The organism is Streptomyces sp. NPDC006923, assembly GCF_040635655.1.
Classification (GTDB): Bacteria; Actinomycetota; Actinomycetes; order Streptomycetales; family Streptomycetaceae; genus Streptomyces.
The window spans coordinates 518,442-534,803 of the sequence record NZ_JBEYIF010000003.1 but is presented as its reverse complement, the minus strand read 5'-3'; the positions used below and the strand labels follow the sequence as shown (position 1 = coordinate 534,803).

Genomic DNA, 16,362 nt, shown 5'->3' with positions numbered 1-16,362 from the left:
ATGTCTCAGGACCCCACTCCGGGTGATCCCGAGGAGATCCGGCGTCTGGAGTCCCGCTACCGCGAGATCGGTGACAAGGCCAGGACCGCCGCCGGGATCCTGGGCCAGGGCGGCGCGGTGGAGACCGGCCGCGGTGACGCGATGGACGCGCTGCGCAAACAGCTCAGCGATCTGCCGGAGAAGCTGAAGAAGACCGAGGACTCGTTCACCACCGCGGCCGATGCCTACCGCACGTATGTCTCGCGGCTGACCGAGGCTCAGGGCATGATCGACCAGGCCATGGACCAGGCGATCCCGGTGGCGGACGAGGCGGGCCGTACGGTGGGCGAGCTGCCGCCCGACGCGACCGACGAGCAGAAGAGCGCGGCGAAGCAGCAGCAGGACGGCGTCTCGGCCGCTCAGGAGAAGCTGAGCTCGGCCAGGCGGCTGGCGGAGGACGCCAGGAGTCTGCGGGAGTCGGCGTCCCGGGCCGCCGGGGACACGCTGGACGACGCGGCGGGACAGGCCATTCCCGAGCGGAACATCTTTCAGAAGATCGCGGACTTCTTCAAGGACTTCCCCTTCATCCAGATCATCCTGGCCGCGCTGGTCGCCATCACCGCCGTGTTCTTCCCGGTGGTGGGCGCCCTCCTCGGAGGCGCGCTCTTCATCTTCAACCAAGTCGTGGCCGGTCAGACCGGCAATCTGAAACTCGGCGACCTCCTTGTCGGCCTGGTCGCGCTGATCCCCGGCGGCTCCCTGCTCAAGGCGGGCAGCGCGCTGGTCACCAAGGTCGCGCCGGGTCTGTTCAAGGCAGGCAGCGGCTTCGTCAAGAGCTTCAGCGGGACCATCGCCAAGGTGAGTGACACCTTCGGAAAGACCAGGGTCGGCGGAGCGGTCCTGAACACCCAGGCGGGCAAGATCGGGACGGAGGTCGTCGGGAAGTTCGCCACCGGCACGGCGGAAGAGGCCGCCGTCAAGGCCCTCAACAAGGAAAAGATCACCGCCGGGAACATCCTGGCCGGGGCCGCCGCGGGCGCCCTGGCCGGCGGCGCGATCAAGGGAGTGGACGCGTTCCGCAAACGTGGCACGGCGGGGGCCGCCGGGGCCGGGGACGCGGCTGCCTCTCCCGCGCCCGTCACTCCGCCCACGCCGAAGCCCGCGCCCGCGGGTGCCGGTACCTCTCTTGGCGACCGGCTCCGGGCGGCGAAGGATCCGGCCCTGGAACAACTCGGTGAACTGACGCCGGAGGCCGCGGCGATCGCCGCCAAGATCGGTGTGGCGGTCTCGGAGGGGTCGTCGTTCGGTGAGGCGCTGAACCAGGAAGGCGCCAACCTCATTCCGAAGGCCGCGGGGTCCGTGGGCAAGACCGGACTGGGCGACCGCATCGACGGCTTCATCCCCACCAAGACCTCGACGCCCGACCCGGCCCCGCCGGTCGCCCCGCCCCGCCCGGACTCGCCCGCGCCGCTCAGTCCCGTACGTCCCGAACCTCAGGACGTGCCGCTGCCGCCGTCGCCGACGACGCCCACCGCGCCCAACTCGCCCACCATATCCGCCTCACCCGAGGTGAACACCACACCGAGCTCTCCGACGACGCGGCCACCGTCCGTCTCTCCCCCGCAGAGTCCGGTACCGAGCCCGCCGGCGAGCCCCACCTCCGGTGACAGCGGTTTCACCACCGCCCCGTCGTCACCGGTCTCCGGCAACCCGCCCGCGGGGCAGGGCCCTTCGTCGCCCGCGAGCCCGCCGGCCGGCCCCGCGTCGGACGACGGTTTCGTGACCGCCCCGTCCTCCCCCGTGACGGACCGGCCCCAGTCCCCGGTCCGGCCGGCCACCGACGCTGACGCCGCCGGCCAGGAGACACCGCTCCCGCCCTCGTCCTGAGCGCGCGGGCCCCCAGACCTCCGCCTCACCGGGGCGGATCGCACAAACAACACCCTAGGAGCACCAACATGCCCAACTTCGCAGTCAACTCGGACGAGACGTCCTCCACCTCCGCTTCGCTGCTCAACGACTTCGCCTCGCTGCAGGACAAGCTCACCGAGGTCCGCGGGAAGATCACCAACCTGCTCGCCCAGGGCTACAGCACCCCCGCCGCGCAGCAGAAGTTCCAGCCCTTCTTCGACGAGTTCGCCAAGGGCTTCGACCAGGTGAACCAGGGTCTCCAGGGCATCGGCCAGTACGTGAAGGCCGTCGGTGACGCCTTCTCGCAGACCGACGAGCAGCTCGGTTCCAACCTCTCGTAACACATCACGCCCTCCGGGGCGGCCCGTTCCGTCCACCCACTCACGCATGAGGACATCGATAGCCGTGCGTTTGAACGTCAGCGTTCGCGACCCGCAGGACGAGGGGGTGTCCACCACTGTCGTCGTCGACACCGAACCCTCCGCCCAGGCGGGCCGGTTCGCGGCGGAACTGGCACGCGCCGTCGATCACGCCGGGACCGCAGGAGGGTGGGACACCGACCCCACTCTCTATATCGGCTCCGACCCCGTCGACCCGGAGGTCACCCTCCAGGTCGCGGGCGTGCGGGACGGCATGGACCTCGGGCTCGGCACTCCCGTCCCACGGGAGCCCGAGCCCGAGGGCAGGACCGAGCTGCGAGTGGTCTCCGGCACCGGCGCCGGGACGGTCTTCCGCCTGCTGCCCGGCGACTACGACATCGGCAGCGCGGAGACCAGCCGGATCCGGCTGGCGGCCGGGGCGCCGTCCTTCGCGGCCCGGGTACGCGTCAGACTCGACGGCACCGCCGAGGTGACCGCGGCCGAGCACGCTCTCCTCGACGGCAAGGCCGCGGCCGGTACGGTCCCGTGGCTGGAGGGCAGTCAGCTCGCCGTCGGTGATCTGCTGCTCGAACTGACCTCGCGGACGTCCGCGAAGGCCCCGCTGACACCGGCGGCCGACGGCCTCGGTCTGGAGTTCAACCGGCCGCCGCGCTTCCTGCCGGCCCGGAGCAACGCCCGCTTCCGGCTGCCGAGCGCCCCGGTCAAGCCGGACAAGCGGCCCATCCCGCTGCTGCCGATCCTGCTGCTGCCCGCCGGCAGCGCCGTGATCGCCATCTTTGTGACGGGCCGCTGGACCTTTGTCTTCATCGCCCTGCTCTCCCCCATCGCCGCGCTGGTCACCCAGTTCGGCGGCCGCAAGCAGGCCATGCTCAAGTACCAGGAGCAGGCCGAGAAGCACGAGGAGACCCTGACCCGGCTGCGCGCCGACATCGACGCAGCCGTGCTGGAGGAACAGCACAATCTGCGGCTGGCCCACCCCGATCCCGCCTCGCTGCTCCAGATGGCCGCGCAGCCGTCGGAGCGGCTGTGGGAACGCCGCTGGCGCGACCCCGACTTCCTCGATGTGCGGGTCGGCACGGCCGATGTCCCGTCGTCGCTGACCGTCGAGGACCCCGCCCTCGACGAACACCGGCGTTCCACCACACCCTGGCTGAACCAGGTGCCGGTGTCCGTCCCGATGCGCCGGGCGGGCGTCGCCGGCATCGCGGGCCGGGGCGCGGGCCGGCTGGCCGGCTGGATGACGGCCCAGGCCGCCTCCCTGCACAGCCCCGCCGACCTGCGGATCGTCGTGCTCGCGGGACCCGACGGTGAGCGCGACTGGTCGTGGACCCGGTGGCTTCCGCACTGCCGGCCCGACAACGAGGACGCGTACGCGCTGGTGGGCAGTACGGCCGACTCGCTGGCCCGCCGGATCGGTGAGCTGGGCCAGCTCGTCGCCTCGCGTGTCGCGGCCGGTCCCGACCAGACCCGCGGCGGTGTCACCGGTCTGCCGGACATCCTGGTCGTGCTGGACCAGGCCCGTCGTGCGCGGTCGCTGCCCGGTGTGGTCGCCCTGCTGCGGGACGGCCCCTCGGTGGGCGTCTACACCATCTGCCTGGACCGCGAGGAACGGCTGCTGCCCGAGGAGTGCGGCGCGGTCGTCGTGCTGGACGCGGACGAGCGGGGCGGCTCACGGGTCCGCACCGGAGTGGGCGCCCCGCTGGACGACGTAAGGACCGACTCGCCGGAGCCGGACTGGTACGAGCGGCTCGCCCGGGCGCTGGCTCCGCTGCGCGGTGTCGGTGATTCCGACGAGAGTGTCCTGCCCGGCGCGGTACGGCTGCTGGACCTGCTGAACATCGAGCCGCCGACGGCGGAGGCGGTCGTCGCGGGCTGGGCACTGTCCGGCCGCAGCACCCGCGCCGTCCTTGGCACCGGCTACGACGGCGACTTCTCCGTCGACCTGGTGCGCGACGGGCCGCACGCGCTGATCGCGGGCACGACGGGGTCCGGGAAGTCGGAGCTGCTCCAGACGCTGGTCGCCACGCTCGCGGTGGTGAACAGGCCGGACGAGATGACCTTCGTCCTCGTCGACTACAAGGGCGGCAGCGCCTTCGCCGAGTGCGCGGACCTGCCGCACACCGTCGGTCTGGTCACCGACCTCGACACGCATCTCGTGGAGCGCGCCCTGGTGTCGCTCGGTGCCGAGCTGCGCCGCCGCGAGACGCTGCTCGCGAAGGCGAGCGCCAAGGACATCGAGGACTACCTCGACAAGCGCGCACGCGGCGGCGACGTCCTGCCGCCGCTGCCACGGCTCCTGCTGGTCATCGACGAGTTCGCGTCGATGGCCCGCGAACTGCCCGACTTCATCTCGGGCCTGGTCAACATCGCCCAGCGGGGCCGCTCGCTCGGCATCCATCTGGTGCTGGCCACCCAGCGGCCGAGCGGCGCCGTCACCTCCGACATCCGCGCCAACACCAATCTGCGGATCGCGCTGCGCACCACGGACACCAGCGAGAGCCGCGACATCATCGACGCGACGGAGGCGGGCGAGATCTCACCCGCCAACCCCGGACGCGCCTACGCGCGCCTCGGCCCCTCGGCGCTGCTCCCGTTCCAGGCGGGCCGGGTCGGCGGGCGCAGGCCCGGCGGCGCCGTCGCCGTCGACGCGGAGGTGCCGGTACGCGCCCACGCGGTGACCTGGCAGGAGCTGGGCGGCCCCGTCCGGGGCGGCGGCCGCGGCGGCAGCGGCCCGGGTCCCACGACGGAGGCCGTCACGGACCTCGCCGTCCTCACGGCGGCGGTCGCCCAGGCGGCGCGGCTCGCCGAGGTGCCCAGGCAGCCGAGCCCATGGCTGCCCGCGCTGCCGGACGTCCTCGAATGGACCCGGCCCGACGGGCCCAAGCCGTTCGCGGACCGGGGCGCGGAGCTGCCCGCCGTGGAGTACGGGCTTGTCGACCTGCCGGCCCAGCAGAGCCGTACGGCGCTGTCGTTCGACCTCGACCGCGCCGGTCATCTGCACATCATCGGCTCGCCGCGCAGCGGACGTTCGCAGACACTGCGCACCCTGGCCGCGGCGCTCGCCCAGGCCCACGGCGCCGAGGACGTGCATCTGTACGGCATCGACTGCGGCAACGGCGCGCTCAACGCGCTGACGTCGCTGCCGCACTGCGGCGCGGTGGTCGACCGGAACCAGACGGAGCGGCTGGGCAGGCTGCTGGACCGCCTCTCGACGGAGCTGACGTCCCGTCAGTCCGTGCTGGGCACGCGCGGCACCGCCGACCTGGCGGAGCTGCGCCGGATGACACCGGCCGGTGAGCGGCTGCCGCACATCGTCCTGATGGTCGACCGGTTCGAGGTCTTCGAGCGGGAGTACGCGAGCTTCGACAACGGCAGCTATCTGGAGCGGATGATCCGGCTGCTGCGGGACGGCGCGGGCGTGGGCATCCATCTCGTCCTCGCGGGCGACCGGGTGCTGGGCAACAGCCGTTTCGGCGGGACCACCGAGGACAAGATCGTCCTGCGGCTCAACGACCGCGCGGACTACGGGTCCATCGGCATCCCGACCCGGTCGGCTCCCACCGACCCGGTGCCCGGGCGCGGGCTGCGGACCCAGGATCTGAGCGAGGCGCAGATCGCGGTCCTCGGTACCGATCTGTCCGGTACGGCGCAGGCGCAGATCCTGGTCGACCTGGGCCGGGAACTGACCGTACGGGAGGCGGACGTGCCGCCGTCGCGCCGGGCGATACGTCTCGACGTGCTGCCCGACCGGATCTCGTACCAGGAGGCCGTCGCCCTGCGTACGGCGGGCGGCCCGATGCGTCCGCTGCTGGCGATCGGCGGGGACACCCTGTCCGCGCTCGGTCCCGACCTGGCGGATGTGCCGACGTTCGTCGTCGCCGGCCCGCCGCGTACCGGCCGCAGTACGGCGCTGCTCACCGCGGCCCGTTCGTTGCTGGACTCCGGGGCCGGGCTGATCGTGCTGGCGCCGCGCCGTTCGCCGCTGCGTGATCTGGCGGGGCTGCCCGGGGTGGCCGCGGTGATCACCGACGCCGAGGTGTCGACGGAGGCGTTCCGTGAGGTGCTGAGCAATGTCCCGGAGGACAACGCGGTGATCCTCGTGGACGACGCGGAGCTGTTCATGGGCGCGGAGATCGATCCCGATCTGGCGCTGCTCGCGCGGGGCGGCGCCGGCAACGGCTGGGGGCTGGTCGTCGCGGGCAACGCCGAATCGCTCTCGCTGAGCCTGGCCGGCTGGATGGGCCAGGTGAAGCGGAACCGGAGCGGCATGCTGCTCTCACCGCAGAGCCTCTCCGACGGCGATGTCATCGGCATCCGGCTGAGCCGCGGTCTGATCGGCCAGGCGCCTCAGCCCGGACGCGGCCTGCTGCATCTGGGAGACGGTTCGCTTCTCTCCGTCCAGGTACCGGCGACCGAGTCGGCCGTATGACGGGCTGACGCGCGGAACGGAAACGGGCCGGTGTCCCGGGGACACCGGCCCGTCCACCGCTGTCAGAGGCCGAGCACCTCGCCGTCGGAGGACAGGAAGCGGAATGTGCCGCAGATCGCGTCGAACAGCTCGTACGCCTCGTCCTTGAGCGGCAGGTTGGGGCTGGCGCAGGTCACCACCAGGTACTCCCGCGTCGTACCGGGCACCGGCATCATCGTGTGCATGGTGAGCAGCTTGACCGACACATCGGCGGTGAGCGGGGTCTCCTCGGTGCCGGTGATCCTGGCCACCCGGCCGACCTCCGGGACGACCACGGAGGAGATGACACGGTCGGCGGGCGCCCTGCCGTTGGCCGCGGACACTCCGAGCTGCGCGGAGAGGACCGGCAGGGTCATCTCCTGGCCCTCCGGTGTGCTGACCGCGAAGACCATGGCGTAGGCCATGAACAGACCGTCGTCGTAGAGGGCGGCGGTGCCGGAGGCGAACAGCGCGCCGTGGTCGCGGGCCGCCCTGCTGATCTCGCGGCCCTGCCGGAACATGTCGTTGATCGCCGCCCGTTCGCGGGGGTTGTCCGTCTGGGCCAGGGCCGCCGCGCGTGCCTCGGCCAGCGCCGCGCCGCTCAGCTCGATGTCGGTCCAGGAGTCCGGGACGTTCAGCAGGAAACGCTCGGCTGTCTTCATCAGACCTCCAGGTTGGACACGGCGTCGTTGTCCGTCTTGTTGAAGCTGTCCATGATGTTGTCGATGGCTTCCTTGATGCCTGACGCCTGCTTCTTGAGCTGGGTCCGGCCGTCGCTCCACTTCTTCTCGAAATGGCTCGCGGCGCCTTCCAGCGGATAGTCGAGCGCCCGGCCGAAATCGATCTTGGCGTTGCCGATGTCGATGTTGTCGAGGACGAATCCGAGGGATTGCCTCACCTCGTCCATCTCGCTGCCGGGTATGAAAATGTCAGCCATCAGTGTCCTCGTACGTGCCGTTGTCACAGGTCCTGCCCCACGGGAAACACGGAACGGGCGGCCCGGGAGTTCACCGGGGGTCCGGCGCGGAGAAGGGCTGAACCTTTTCGCCGCGCACTTCGTGTACGGCGTGTGACTTCTGACAGCAACAGCACCGCACGCGGGCCCGTCACCCGGGCCGCGCTCACCGTCCTTCTTGTCTGCGGCCTGGCCGGTGCCACCGCGTGCGGTAAGACGATCTCCGTCACCGACGCGTCCGACACGCCGCCCGCCGCCGCGTCCGCCGCCGCCACGCAGCCGCCCACGCAGCCGCCCGCCGGCCAGTCCGGACAGCCGACGAGCAACTCGGCCCTCCAGGTCGTCGACAGCACGGCGGCACAGAACGGACTGACGGGCACGGGCGGTACGGTGGTCGGCGCCGCCGTGCAGGAGACCCCGCCGAAGTGGGTGCAGCTCTCGGCGGTCCAGTCGCCGCGACTGGGCACGCACCTGATCAATGTGAATCAGGCGACGCTGTACCGGTTCGACAAGGACACCGCCCAGCCGTCGCAGTCCAACTGCGCCGGCGACTGTGCCACCACCTGGCCGCCGGTGACCATCGTGGAGGGCGGCAACGTCTATCTGGCGGGGGTCGACCCGAAGCAGGTCGGCGCGATCCGCCGGGCGGACGGCCAGGTGCAGGTGACCGTGGGCGGCTGGCCCGTCTACCGGTTCTCCGGCGATGTGAAGCCGGGTGACACCAACGGCCAGGGGGTCGGCGGCACCTGGTTCGCCGTGGGGCCGACCGGCGAGAAGTCGGCGCCGTAGGCCCTCCGGAGCACGTCCGGACCGGACGGCCGGTGGGCGGCGTCTGCCCCGCACCGGCCGTCGGGCCCGGCGTTCGAGCCCCGTCCTGCTCAGCCCGTGCTCAGCCAGGCGCAGCCGTCCACCGGCAGCAGCACACCGGCGTCCGTGTGCTCCAGTGGCGCGCTGCTCAGAAGGACGGTCGCGCCTGCGGGCAGCGGGAGCGGCTCCTCGCCCGCGTTGACCAGGCAGCGGAAGCCGCCGGGCCGGTCGAAGCACAGTGTGCCCGGTCCGCTCTCCACCCAGGAGAGCGTCTCGGGAAGGCCGGTCAGTCGCGCCCGGCGCAGGGCAAGGGCCTCGCGGTAGAGGGTGAGGAACGATCCGGGACCGGTCTCCTGCGCCTCGGCCGTCAGGCCGGCCCAGTCATCGGGCTGTGGCAGCCAGGGTGCTGCCGGAGCGCCGTCCGGCGAGAAACCGAGTGAGTCGCCGCTCCGCCACGGGAGCGGGACGCGGCAGCCGTCACGGCCCCGGTCCACTCCCCCGGACCGTACGAATGTCGGGTCCTGGAGGAGATGGTCCGGCAGGTCCTGTACCTCGGGCAGGCCGAGTTCGTCGCCCTGGTACACGTACACCCCGCCGGGCAGTGCCATGGTCAGCATCGCCGCCGCCCGTGCCCGGCGGCGGCCCAGGACGTGGTCGCTCGGGTCGGCGAGACGCTTGTCCCCCATGTCGAAGGACGTGTCCTCGCGGCCGTAGCGGGTGACATGGCGGATGGTGTCGTGGTTGGAGAGCACCCAGGTGGGCGGCGCGCCGACCGGACCGTGGGCGGCGAGCGTCGAGTCGACGACCCCGCGCAGCGCGGTGGCGTCCCACGGGCAGCACAGGAACTCGAAGTTGAAGGCCGAGTGCAGTTCGTCGGGGCGCAGATAGCGGGCGAACTGTTCGGCCGTGGGCAGCCAGACCTCGCCGACGAAGACGCGGTCACCGTCGTAGCCGTCGAGGATCTTGCGCCAGCTCCGGTAGATGTCGTGGACGTCGTCGCAGTCCTGGTAGGGCAGATCGGTGGGGTCGGGGTGCGGGCCGACATCGGGCAGACCCGGTGTCTTGGCGAGGCCATGGGCGACGTCGATACGGAAGCCGTCGACGCCCCGGCGCAGCCAGAAGTGCAGGATGTCCTCGAACTCCGCCCGGACCTCCGCGTGTTCCCAGTTGAGGTCGGGCTGCTGGGGGGCGAACATGTGCAGGTACCAGGGTCCCGGTGTGCCGTCCGCCTCGGTGACCCGGGTCCAGGCGCTGCCGCCGAAGTACGACTGCCAGTCGTTCGGCGGCTCGTTCCCGTCCTCACCGCGGCCGGGGAGGAACCAGAAGCGCTCGCGGGCACTCGACCCGGGTCCGGCGGCCAGCGCTTCCTGGAACCAGACATGCTGGTCGGAGCAGTGGTTCGGGACCAGGTCGACCAGGACGCGCAGTCCGTGGTCGTGTGCCTCGCCGATCAGGCGCTCCGCGTCCGTGAGTGTGCCGAAGAGCGGGTCGATGTCCCGGTAGTCGGCGACGTCGTAGCCGCCGTCGGCCATCGGGGAGGTGTTCCAGGGGGTGAACCACAGGGCGTCGACGCCCAGTTCCCGCAGATAGGGCAGCCGGTCACGGACGCCGGCCAGGTCACCCGTGCCGTCGCCGTCGCCGTCCGCGAAGCTGCGTACGTAGATCTGGTAGATCGCGGCATGCCGCCACCAGTGGGTCACAGGAGCTCCTTGCTCGATGAGGTGGTGCGGGCCCGTCCGTGCGGGCCCGCACCGGGGCGTGCGTGGGTGTGGCGGGCGGTGCAGCGCCCTACCAGCCGCTGTTGCCCGCGCCGCGTGTGATGGTGAAACCGCCGGTGCTGCTGAGCCCGCCGGAGGCCGCGCCGGTGACCGTGACACCGGAGAAGGTGCCGGCACCCGCGGAAATGACCTCGATGCCGTAGGCGCCGGTGTTCTGGATCCTGATGTTCCGCAGTGTCAGATTGCTGATGGTCTTCTGGTACGAGAGCAGGACGCCGCTGTAGGTGCTGTCGACGATGTCGATGTCCTGGACCAGGACGGGGGCGATGATGTCGGAGGAGTCGGCGTAGATCCAGAGCGCGCCGAACCTGCTCTGCCAGTTGGGCTCGAAGCCGCCGGTGCGCTGGAGTGTGTTGCGCTGGACGGAGGTGGTGCCGCTGAACGGCACGGGCGCGAAGCGGCTGCTGATCGCGATGCCGGCGGATCCGGTGACGGTGTCGGCGAGGACATTGTCCTCCACACGGTTGGCGTTGCCGCCGTAGATGCCGACGGTGTTGGCGAGCAGCGGTGACTGGACGGTGTTGAAGCGGAAGGCGCTGTGGGAGACCGCCTGTCCCTCGGAGAACATCGCCAGTCCGTCGTCGCCGGTGTTGCGGATGCTGGAGTTCCACAGCTCGGTGTTGGCGGTGCCCTTGTGGAGGTTGACGCCGTCGGCGAAGGTGTCGCGGATGCGCAGGCCGGTCGCGTACAGGCCGTTGGTGGGCGAGTCGATCCAGAGGCCCACCTTGGTGTGCTCGATCCAGATGTTCTGGAACGTCGAACCGTTGCCGAAGTCGCCCTCGACGGCCGCGTCGAAGTTGGCGTCGTCGCGGTAGGTGACATCACCCGCGATGGTCAGGTCCTGGACGGTGCTGGTGCCGCCCCGGCCGAAGAGTCCGCCCTTGCCGTTTCTGCCGCGCAGGACCGTGGACCACTCGCCGGCGCCGCGCAGCGCGATCCCGGTGAGGTTCACATGGCCGGAGATGTTGTAGGTGCCCGCGGGCAGCCACAGCCCCTTGCCCTGGGACTTCACCGTGGAGACGGCGGAGTTGAGGGCCGCGGTGTCGTCGCCGCCGTCGTCGGCGGTGACGCCGAGCGTGGTGGCGGAGACAAAGCCGGAGGCCGGCATGGCCCGGCCGTCGGGCGCGGTCTCCGTCTCGACGAGGTCGAGGGTGTACGAGGCGGCGCTGTCGCCCGCGTCCTTCTGGAACTTCAGTACGGTCCCGGCCGGGAAGCTGCCGATCAGCGCGCGCGTCTCGTCGAAGAAGTGGTGGCCCGAGCCCTGCGAGGGGTCGTTGTTGTACGGATAGGCGCCGTACACCCAGCTGTACGCCGAGGTCAGGTCGAGGTCACGCACATGCGTGGCGCCCGCGTAGACGCTGAGGGTGGCGGCGGGGGTGTTGTCGGGCACCGAGTAGCGCAGGGTCAGCGCGTTGGCGGGCCTGGTCAGCGTGAACTGGACGTACTCGCCGGTCCTGTCGAGTACGACCGCCCTGCGGCCCGACGCCTCGGAGGGCACGGTCAGATAGGTGCGGTCCGGACCGATGGTGGAGGCGTTGGTGGTGCCGCTCTCCGCCTCGTAGGTGGTGTACGGGACGGTGGCGCCGCGCGTGCTGTTGGCGGACGAGCCGGTGACCGTCACACCGTCGAGCTGGAGGTTGCCGTTGTCGCCGGGCTCGGTGCGCAGGGTCAGTGTGTTGAGCTGGGCGCGCAGTGGCGCGTCGGTGGAGACGGTTTTCCAGGCGCCCGCGGTGCCGGGCAGCGAGAGCTGGCGGACCTTGGTGCCATTGGCGGTGAGGCTGATGGTGGCGGCGGCACTGTCGGGGGTGCGGTAGCGCACGACGACCGGATAGGTCGCGGCGGACGGTGCGTTGACGGCCAGCACGGAGCGGGCTCCGGCGGCGGTGAAGCCGGTGAGATACCCGCTGCCCGCGTAACCGGCGGCGCTGGTCGCGACGGAGGGGCCGCCGGAGAAGTAGCCGTCCTCGGCCTGGTGGGTGAGGGTGGGCGGTGGTTCGGTGGGGCCGCCGGCGGGTGTGGCGGGCGTGATGTTGTCGAGGTTGATGTTGCCGCTGTCGGCGGTGGTGAAGGTCAGGGCGACGGTGTTGGCGCCCTTCGCGTAGCTGAGCGGCTCGTCACGGGTGGTCCAGGTGTCCCAGTTCGCGGTGGCCGGGAGACTGATCTGACGGACCTTGGCACCGTTGGCGTACAGGCTGAGCGTCATGGTGGCGGTGGTGCCGTTCGCGTACCGGATCCTGACCGACCCCTCGCCGGCCGCCGCGGACTGCACGGTGAACGTTGTCGAGGCGCGGCCCTTGTTGCCGTCGGTGTAGCCGCCGACGAAGCCGGTCCCGGTGTAGCCGGGATGTTCGGTGGAGGTGGCGGCGCCGCCGGAGAGTGCGGCCGACTCGGCTTCGAGGGTGGGGTCCGCGGCGTGTGCGGACGGCGCCAGTGGGCCGTACAGCAGGGCGCACAGGAGCGCCAGCAGCAGGGCGGGTATCAGCCGTGCGGCGGTGTGCCGGGAGCTCTGCCGCGGCCGGGGCCGTGTGGTGGGTGCGGGTGACACGTCAGTGTGTCCTTCCGTGAGAGCGCCGTTGCCGGGCAGCGGTGCGGGGGGTGCGGGCAGGGGGCGGGAGATACGCGCGGCGGTCGTCGCTCAGCCCTTGAGGCTGCCGGCGGTGAGGCCCGCGATGATGCTGCGCTGGAAGATCAGGAAGAGGACGAGCAGCGGGATGCTGGCCATGACCATGCCGGCGAGGAGCTGGTTGGCCGGCATGTCGAGGGAGAGCCGGTTGAGCGCCACGGTGATGGGCTGCCGCGCCGGGTCGGGCAGGACGAGCATCGGCCAGAGGAAGTCCTTCCACACTCCGACGACGGCGAAGATGGAGACCACGGCGAGCACCGGGCGGGAGAGCGGCATCACGACGGAGACCAGGACCCGCAGTGTTCCGGCGCCGTCGATGCTCGCGGAGTCGAGCAGTTCGGTGGGGATCTGGTCGAAGAACCTCTTCAGGATGAAGATGTTGAAGGCGTTCGCGCAGGCGGGCAGCCACACCGCCCAGGGTGTGTTGATCAGGTTGAGATGGATCAGCGGGACGTCGACGACGGTGAGATAGGTCGGCACCAGCAGCGCGGAGACCGGCAGCATAAGGGTGGCGAGCATCATGCCGAGGACCACATTGCCGAGGGCGGGGCGCAGTGTGGAGAGCGCGTAGGCCGCGGCGACATCCACCACGAGCTGGAACAGCCAGGCGCCGGCCGCGAGGAGGAAGGTGTTGAGGAAGTACTGGCCGAGTCCGACGTTGGTCCATGCCTCGGTGTAGCTCTCCGGCTGCCAGGTGCCCGGCAGCAGGCTCGGGGTGGGGTCGGCCAGTTCGGCGGAGGACTTCAGCGCGCCCGTCGCCATCCAGTAGAGAGGGAAGACGAAGGCGAGGGTGAATCCCGTCAGTGTGACGGTGAGGACGAAGCGGTGGATGAGTCTGCCGGTGCGGCGGTTCATCTCGGTGGGGGCTATCAGGGTGCGTACGGCGGCGGTCTCGGCGGCCATGGCGGATCTTCCTCTCGGCGCTTCGGGCGCGGGTCCGGGTCTCAGCCCTTGGTCCGGGTCAGGCGCAGATAGGCACCCGCGAAGAGACCCAGCACCACGAAGAGCAGCGTGCTCATGGCGCTGGCCAGGCCGAAGTCGTTGTAGACGAACGCGTAGCGGTAGAGCAGCAGCAGTACGGTGACGGTGGCGTCGTCGGGGCCGCCGCCGGTGAGCACGAACGGCTCGACGAACACCTGCATCGTGCCGATGATCTGGAGCAGCAGCGTGATCATCAGAATGAAGCGCATCTGCGGGACGGTGACATGCCACAGGCGCCGGCGGATCGAGGCGCCGTCGAGCTCGGCGGCCTCGTACAGCTCGCCGGGGATTCCGCCGAGCGCGGCGAGATAGATCAGTGTGGTGGTGCCCATGTTGGCCCAGGTCGAGACGAGGACCAGGGACACCATGGCCAGGTTCTCCGACTCCAGCCACTGCTGGGCGGGGAGGTGGAAGATGTCCAGCACACTGTTGAAGAGCCCCGGCCCGGGATCGTAGAACCAGCGCCACAGCAGCATGGTGACGATCGGCGGCAGCATCACCGGCAGATAGACCGTCATGCGCAGATACGCCTTGCCGTGCCGCAGTTCGTTGAGGACCACGGCGGTGGCGAAGGGCGCGGCGAATCCGAAGACCAGCGCCAGCAGTGTGAACCAGCCGGTGTTGCGCCAGGCGGTGAGGAACAGCGGGTCGTCGAAGAGCCGCCGGAAGTTCTCCAGGCCCACCCACTGGGCGGGTTCGGCGAAGGTGACCTGCTGGAACCCGAGCAGCACGCCCCGCACGACGGGGTACCAGGAGAACAGCGCGAAGCAGACGATGCCGGCGGCCAGGAAGGAATACGCGGTGAGGTTCTCGCGGACGCGGCGCCGCCGGCGGCCGGGCGCCGCCTTCTTGGCGGGGTGGCCGGCCTCGGGGGTCTTCCGGGTGAGCGTGGTGTTCTCCGCGTCCGCGCGGGCGGACGTGTCGCGTGCTGAGGTGAGCGGGTGGGCCGTCATGGTGGACTCGATTCGTGCGGTGCCGGTGCGGGTGTCCGGTGGGGAGGCCGGCGGGCGGGGCTGTGCTCCGCCGGCCCCGGCCGGGTCGGTCAGCTCACCTGACCGTGGCGAGGATGGCGTCGGCCTTCTTCTCGGCGTCCGCGAGAAGCCGGTCCAGGTCCGCGTCCTTCTTTGTCAGCACGGACTGCATCACCCCGTCCAGCACGGTGTAGAGCTGCTGGGCGTTGGGCGGCTCGACCTTCACCGCGACGTCGGGGCTCCGGTCGACGAACGGCTGGTAGTTCCGCTGCGGCACATTGGCGTACTTGGCGTGGATGGCGTCGTTCTTCGCCTGGGCCTCGCCGGCGAAGAGGTTCGGCTGCGGCAGCCCGATCGGGACGCCCAGCTCGGAGAACTTCTTGACGTTCTCCTCCTCGCGGTCCGGGTTGAGGTACTTCCACTGGATCCACTGGAGACCGGCCTTGATCTTCTCGGGCGAGGCCTTCGGGTTGAACATGAAGCCGTCGCCGCCGCCGAGGGTCGCCGTCCCGGGCAGCGCGGCCAGGCCGTACTCGTCGTACTCGCGCTCGAACTGCTTGACCACGGTGGGGATGTTGTCCGGGCCCGCCATGTACATCCCGAGCTTGCCCGCGCCCATCATCTTCTGGACGTCGCCGATCTCCAGGAGCTGGCGGGTGCCCATGCTGTTGTCGGTCCAGCGCATGTCGTGCAGCGCCTGGAGCGCCCGGCGTCCGGCGTCGCTGTTGAACGCGGCCTTCCAGCGGCCGTCCTTCCTGGCCGCGACCTCACCGCCCATGGAGTAGATCCACGAGGTGAGGTGCCAGCCGCCCTGGTTGTTCTTGCTGTAGTCGGCGTAGCCGACGGTGCCGTCGCCGAGTCCGCTGATCTTCTTGGCGGCCGTACGCACCTCGCCCCAGGTGGCCGGCGGCCGGTCCGGGTCGAGCCCGGCCTTCTTGAACAGGTCGCGGTTGTAGAGCAGTCCCAGCGAGTAGTTGCCGGTCGGCAGACCGTAGATCTTCCCGTCGGCGCCCTTGAAGACGTCCTGCAACTCGGGCCGTACGTCCTGGAGATACGGCACGTCCTTCAGGTACGGCGTGATGTCGGCGGCCTGACGACGCTGGATCAGACCGGCCGGGTCGGTGAAGTAGACGTAGTACACGTCCTCAAGCTGACCGCCCGCCAGCTTCGCCGCGAAGGTCTTCGGATCCATCTGGCCCTCACGGGCGTCGATCCTGATTTTCGGATGGCTCGCCTCGAACTCCTTGACGAGTTCCTCGAAGTCCTTGCGGTCCACCGGCTGGGTCTTGGCGGGCATGCCGTTGACGCTGATGGTCACCACACCGTCCTCGCTCACGCCCGAGGTCTCCGGAGGACCGCCGCAGGCGGCGAGACCGAGGGACAGCGAGGTGGCCACGGCCAGGCCCAGTACTCGACGTCGTGTTGTGCCATCCATGGGGATCCCGTGCCTTCCTGACAACGACAGCAGACATCTGTCCCAGGGCAGGGCAGTGGGGTCTGCAAAGGATTTGCGTGACTTGCAGTGGCCTGGCC

The 16,362-nt window shown here is 70.6% G+C and carries 11 protein-coding genes; 4 read left to right on the top strand and 7 right to left on the bottom strand.

Annotated elements, in window-relative coordinates; genetic code table 11:
- The 3 genes from ABZ707_RS08300 to ABZ707_RS08290 all read left to right on the top strand — a co-directional run bounded on the left by ABZ707_RS08300 (nucleotide 1) and on the right by ABZ707_RS08290 (nucleotide 6,696).
- Nucleotides 1–1,866, top strand: a complete 1,866-nt coding sequence (locus tag ABZ707_RS08300; RefSeq protein ID WP_360169740.1) for a hypothetical protein — start codon at nucleotides 1–3, stop codon at nucleotides 1,864–1,866.
- Between the two features lie 68 nt (nucleotides 1,867–1,934).
- Nucleotides 1,935–2,228, top strand: a complete 294-nt coding sequence (locus tag ABZ707_RS08295) for a WXG100 family type VII secretion target (RefSeq protein WP_360169737.1) — start codon at nucleotides 1,935–1,937, stop codon at nucleotides 2,226–2,228.
- 64 nt (nucleotides 2,229–2,292) lie between these two features.
- Complete coding sequence (locus ABZ707_RS08290; RefSeq protein WP_360169734.1) at nucleotides 2,293–6,696, top strand: FtsK/SpoIIIE domain-containing protein; 4,404 nt, start codon at nucleotides 2,293–2,295, stop codon at nucleotides 6,694–6,696.
- 62 nt (nucleotides 6,697–6,758) lie between these two features.
- On the opposite strand, the gene ABZ707_RS08285 is transcribed toward ABZ707_RS08290, so the two are convergent.
- Nucleotides 6,759–7,376 carry a hypothetical protein gene (locus ABZ707_RS08285; RefSeq protein WP_360169731.1) on the bottom strand — a complete coding sequence of 206 codons (618 nt, stop codon included), beginning with the start codon at nucleotides 7,374–7,376 and terminating at the stop codon, nucleotides 6,759–6,761.
- Entirely contained in the window at nucleotides 7,376–7,651 is a 276-nt protein-coding gene (locus ABZ707_RS08280; RefSeq protein WP_360169728.1) for a hypothetical protein, read from the bottom strand. The genes ABZ707_RS08285 and ABZ707_RS08280 overlap by 1 nt, the downstream gene beginning before the upstream one ends.
- A 132-nt stretch (nucleotides 7,652–7,783) precedes the next feature.
- On the opposite strand from ABZ707_RS08280, the gene ABZ707_RS08275 reads away from it, so the two are divergent.
- On the top strand, nucleotides 7,784–8,458 hold the full coding sequence (locus tag ABZ707_RS08275; protein ID WP_360169725.1) for a hypothetical protein: 675 nt from the start codon (nucleotides 7,784–7,786) through the stop codon (nucleotides 8,456–8,458).
- Nucleotides 8,459–8,547: 89 nt separating this feature from the next.
- On the opposite strand, the gene ABZ707_RS08270 is transcribed toward ABZ707_RS08275, so the two are convergent.
- The 5 genes from ABZ707_RS08270 to ABZ707_RS08250 form a co-directional block, all read right to left on the bottom strand.
- Nucleotides 8,548–10,176, bottom strand: a complete 1,629-nt coding sequence (locus tag ABZ707_RS08270; protein WP_360169722.1) for a glycoside hydrolase family 13 protein — start codon at nucleotides 10,174–10,176, stop codon at nucleotides 8,548–8,550.
- A gap of 88 nt (nucleotides 10,177–10,264) precedes the next feature.
- Nucleotides 10,265–12,799 carry a CBM35 domain-containing protein gene (locus ABZ707_RS08265; RefSeq protein ID WP_360169719.1) on the bottom strand — a complete coding sequence of 845 codons (2,535 nt, stop codon included), beginning with the start codon at nucleotides 12,797–12,799 and terminating at the stop codon, nucleotides 10,265–10,267.
- A 90-nt stretch (nucleotides 12,800–12,889) separates the two neighbouring features.
- Nucleotides 12,890–13,780 carry a carbohydrate ABC transporter permease gene (locus ABZ707_RS08260; protein WP_360169716.1) on the bottom strand — a complete coding sequence of 297 codons (891 nt, stop codon included), beginning with the start codon at nucleotides 13,778–13,780 and terminating at the stop codon, nucleotides 12,890–12,892.
- Between the two features lie 41 nt (nucleotides 13,781–13,821).
- A complete protein-coding gene (locus ABZ707_RS08255) occupies nucleotides 13,822–14,811 on the bottom strand; it encodes a sugar ABC transporter permease (protein WP_360169713.1) in 990 nt (329 codons plus the stop codon).
- Nucleotides 14,812–14,905: 94 nt separating this feature from the next.
- Entirely contained in the window at nucleotides 14,906–16,264 is a 1,359-nt protein-coding gene (locus tag ABZ707_RS08250; RefSeq protein WP_360169710.1) for an extracellular solute-binding protein, read from the bottom strand.
- Between the last annotated feature and the right edge of the window lie 98 nt (nucleotides 16,265–16,362).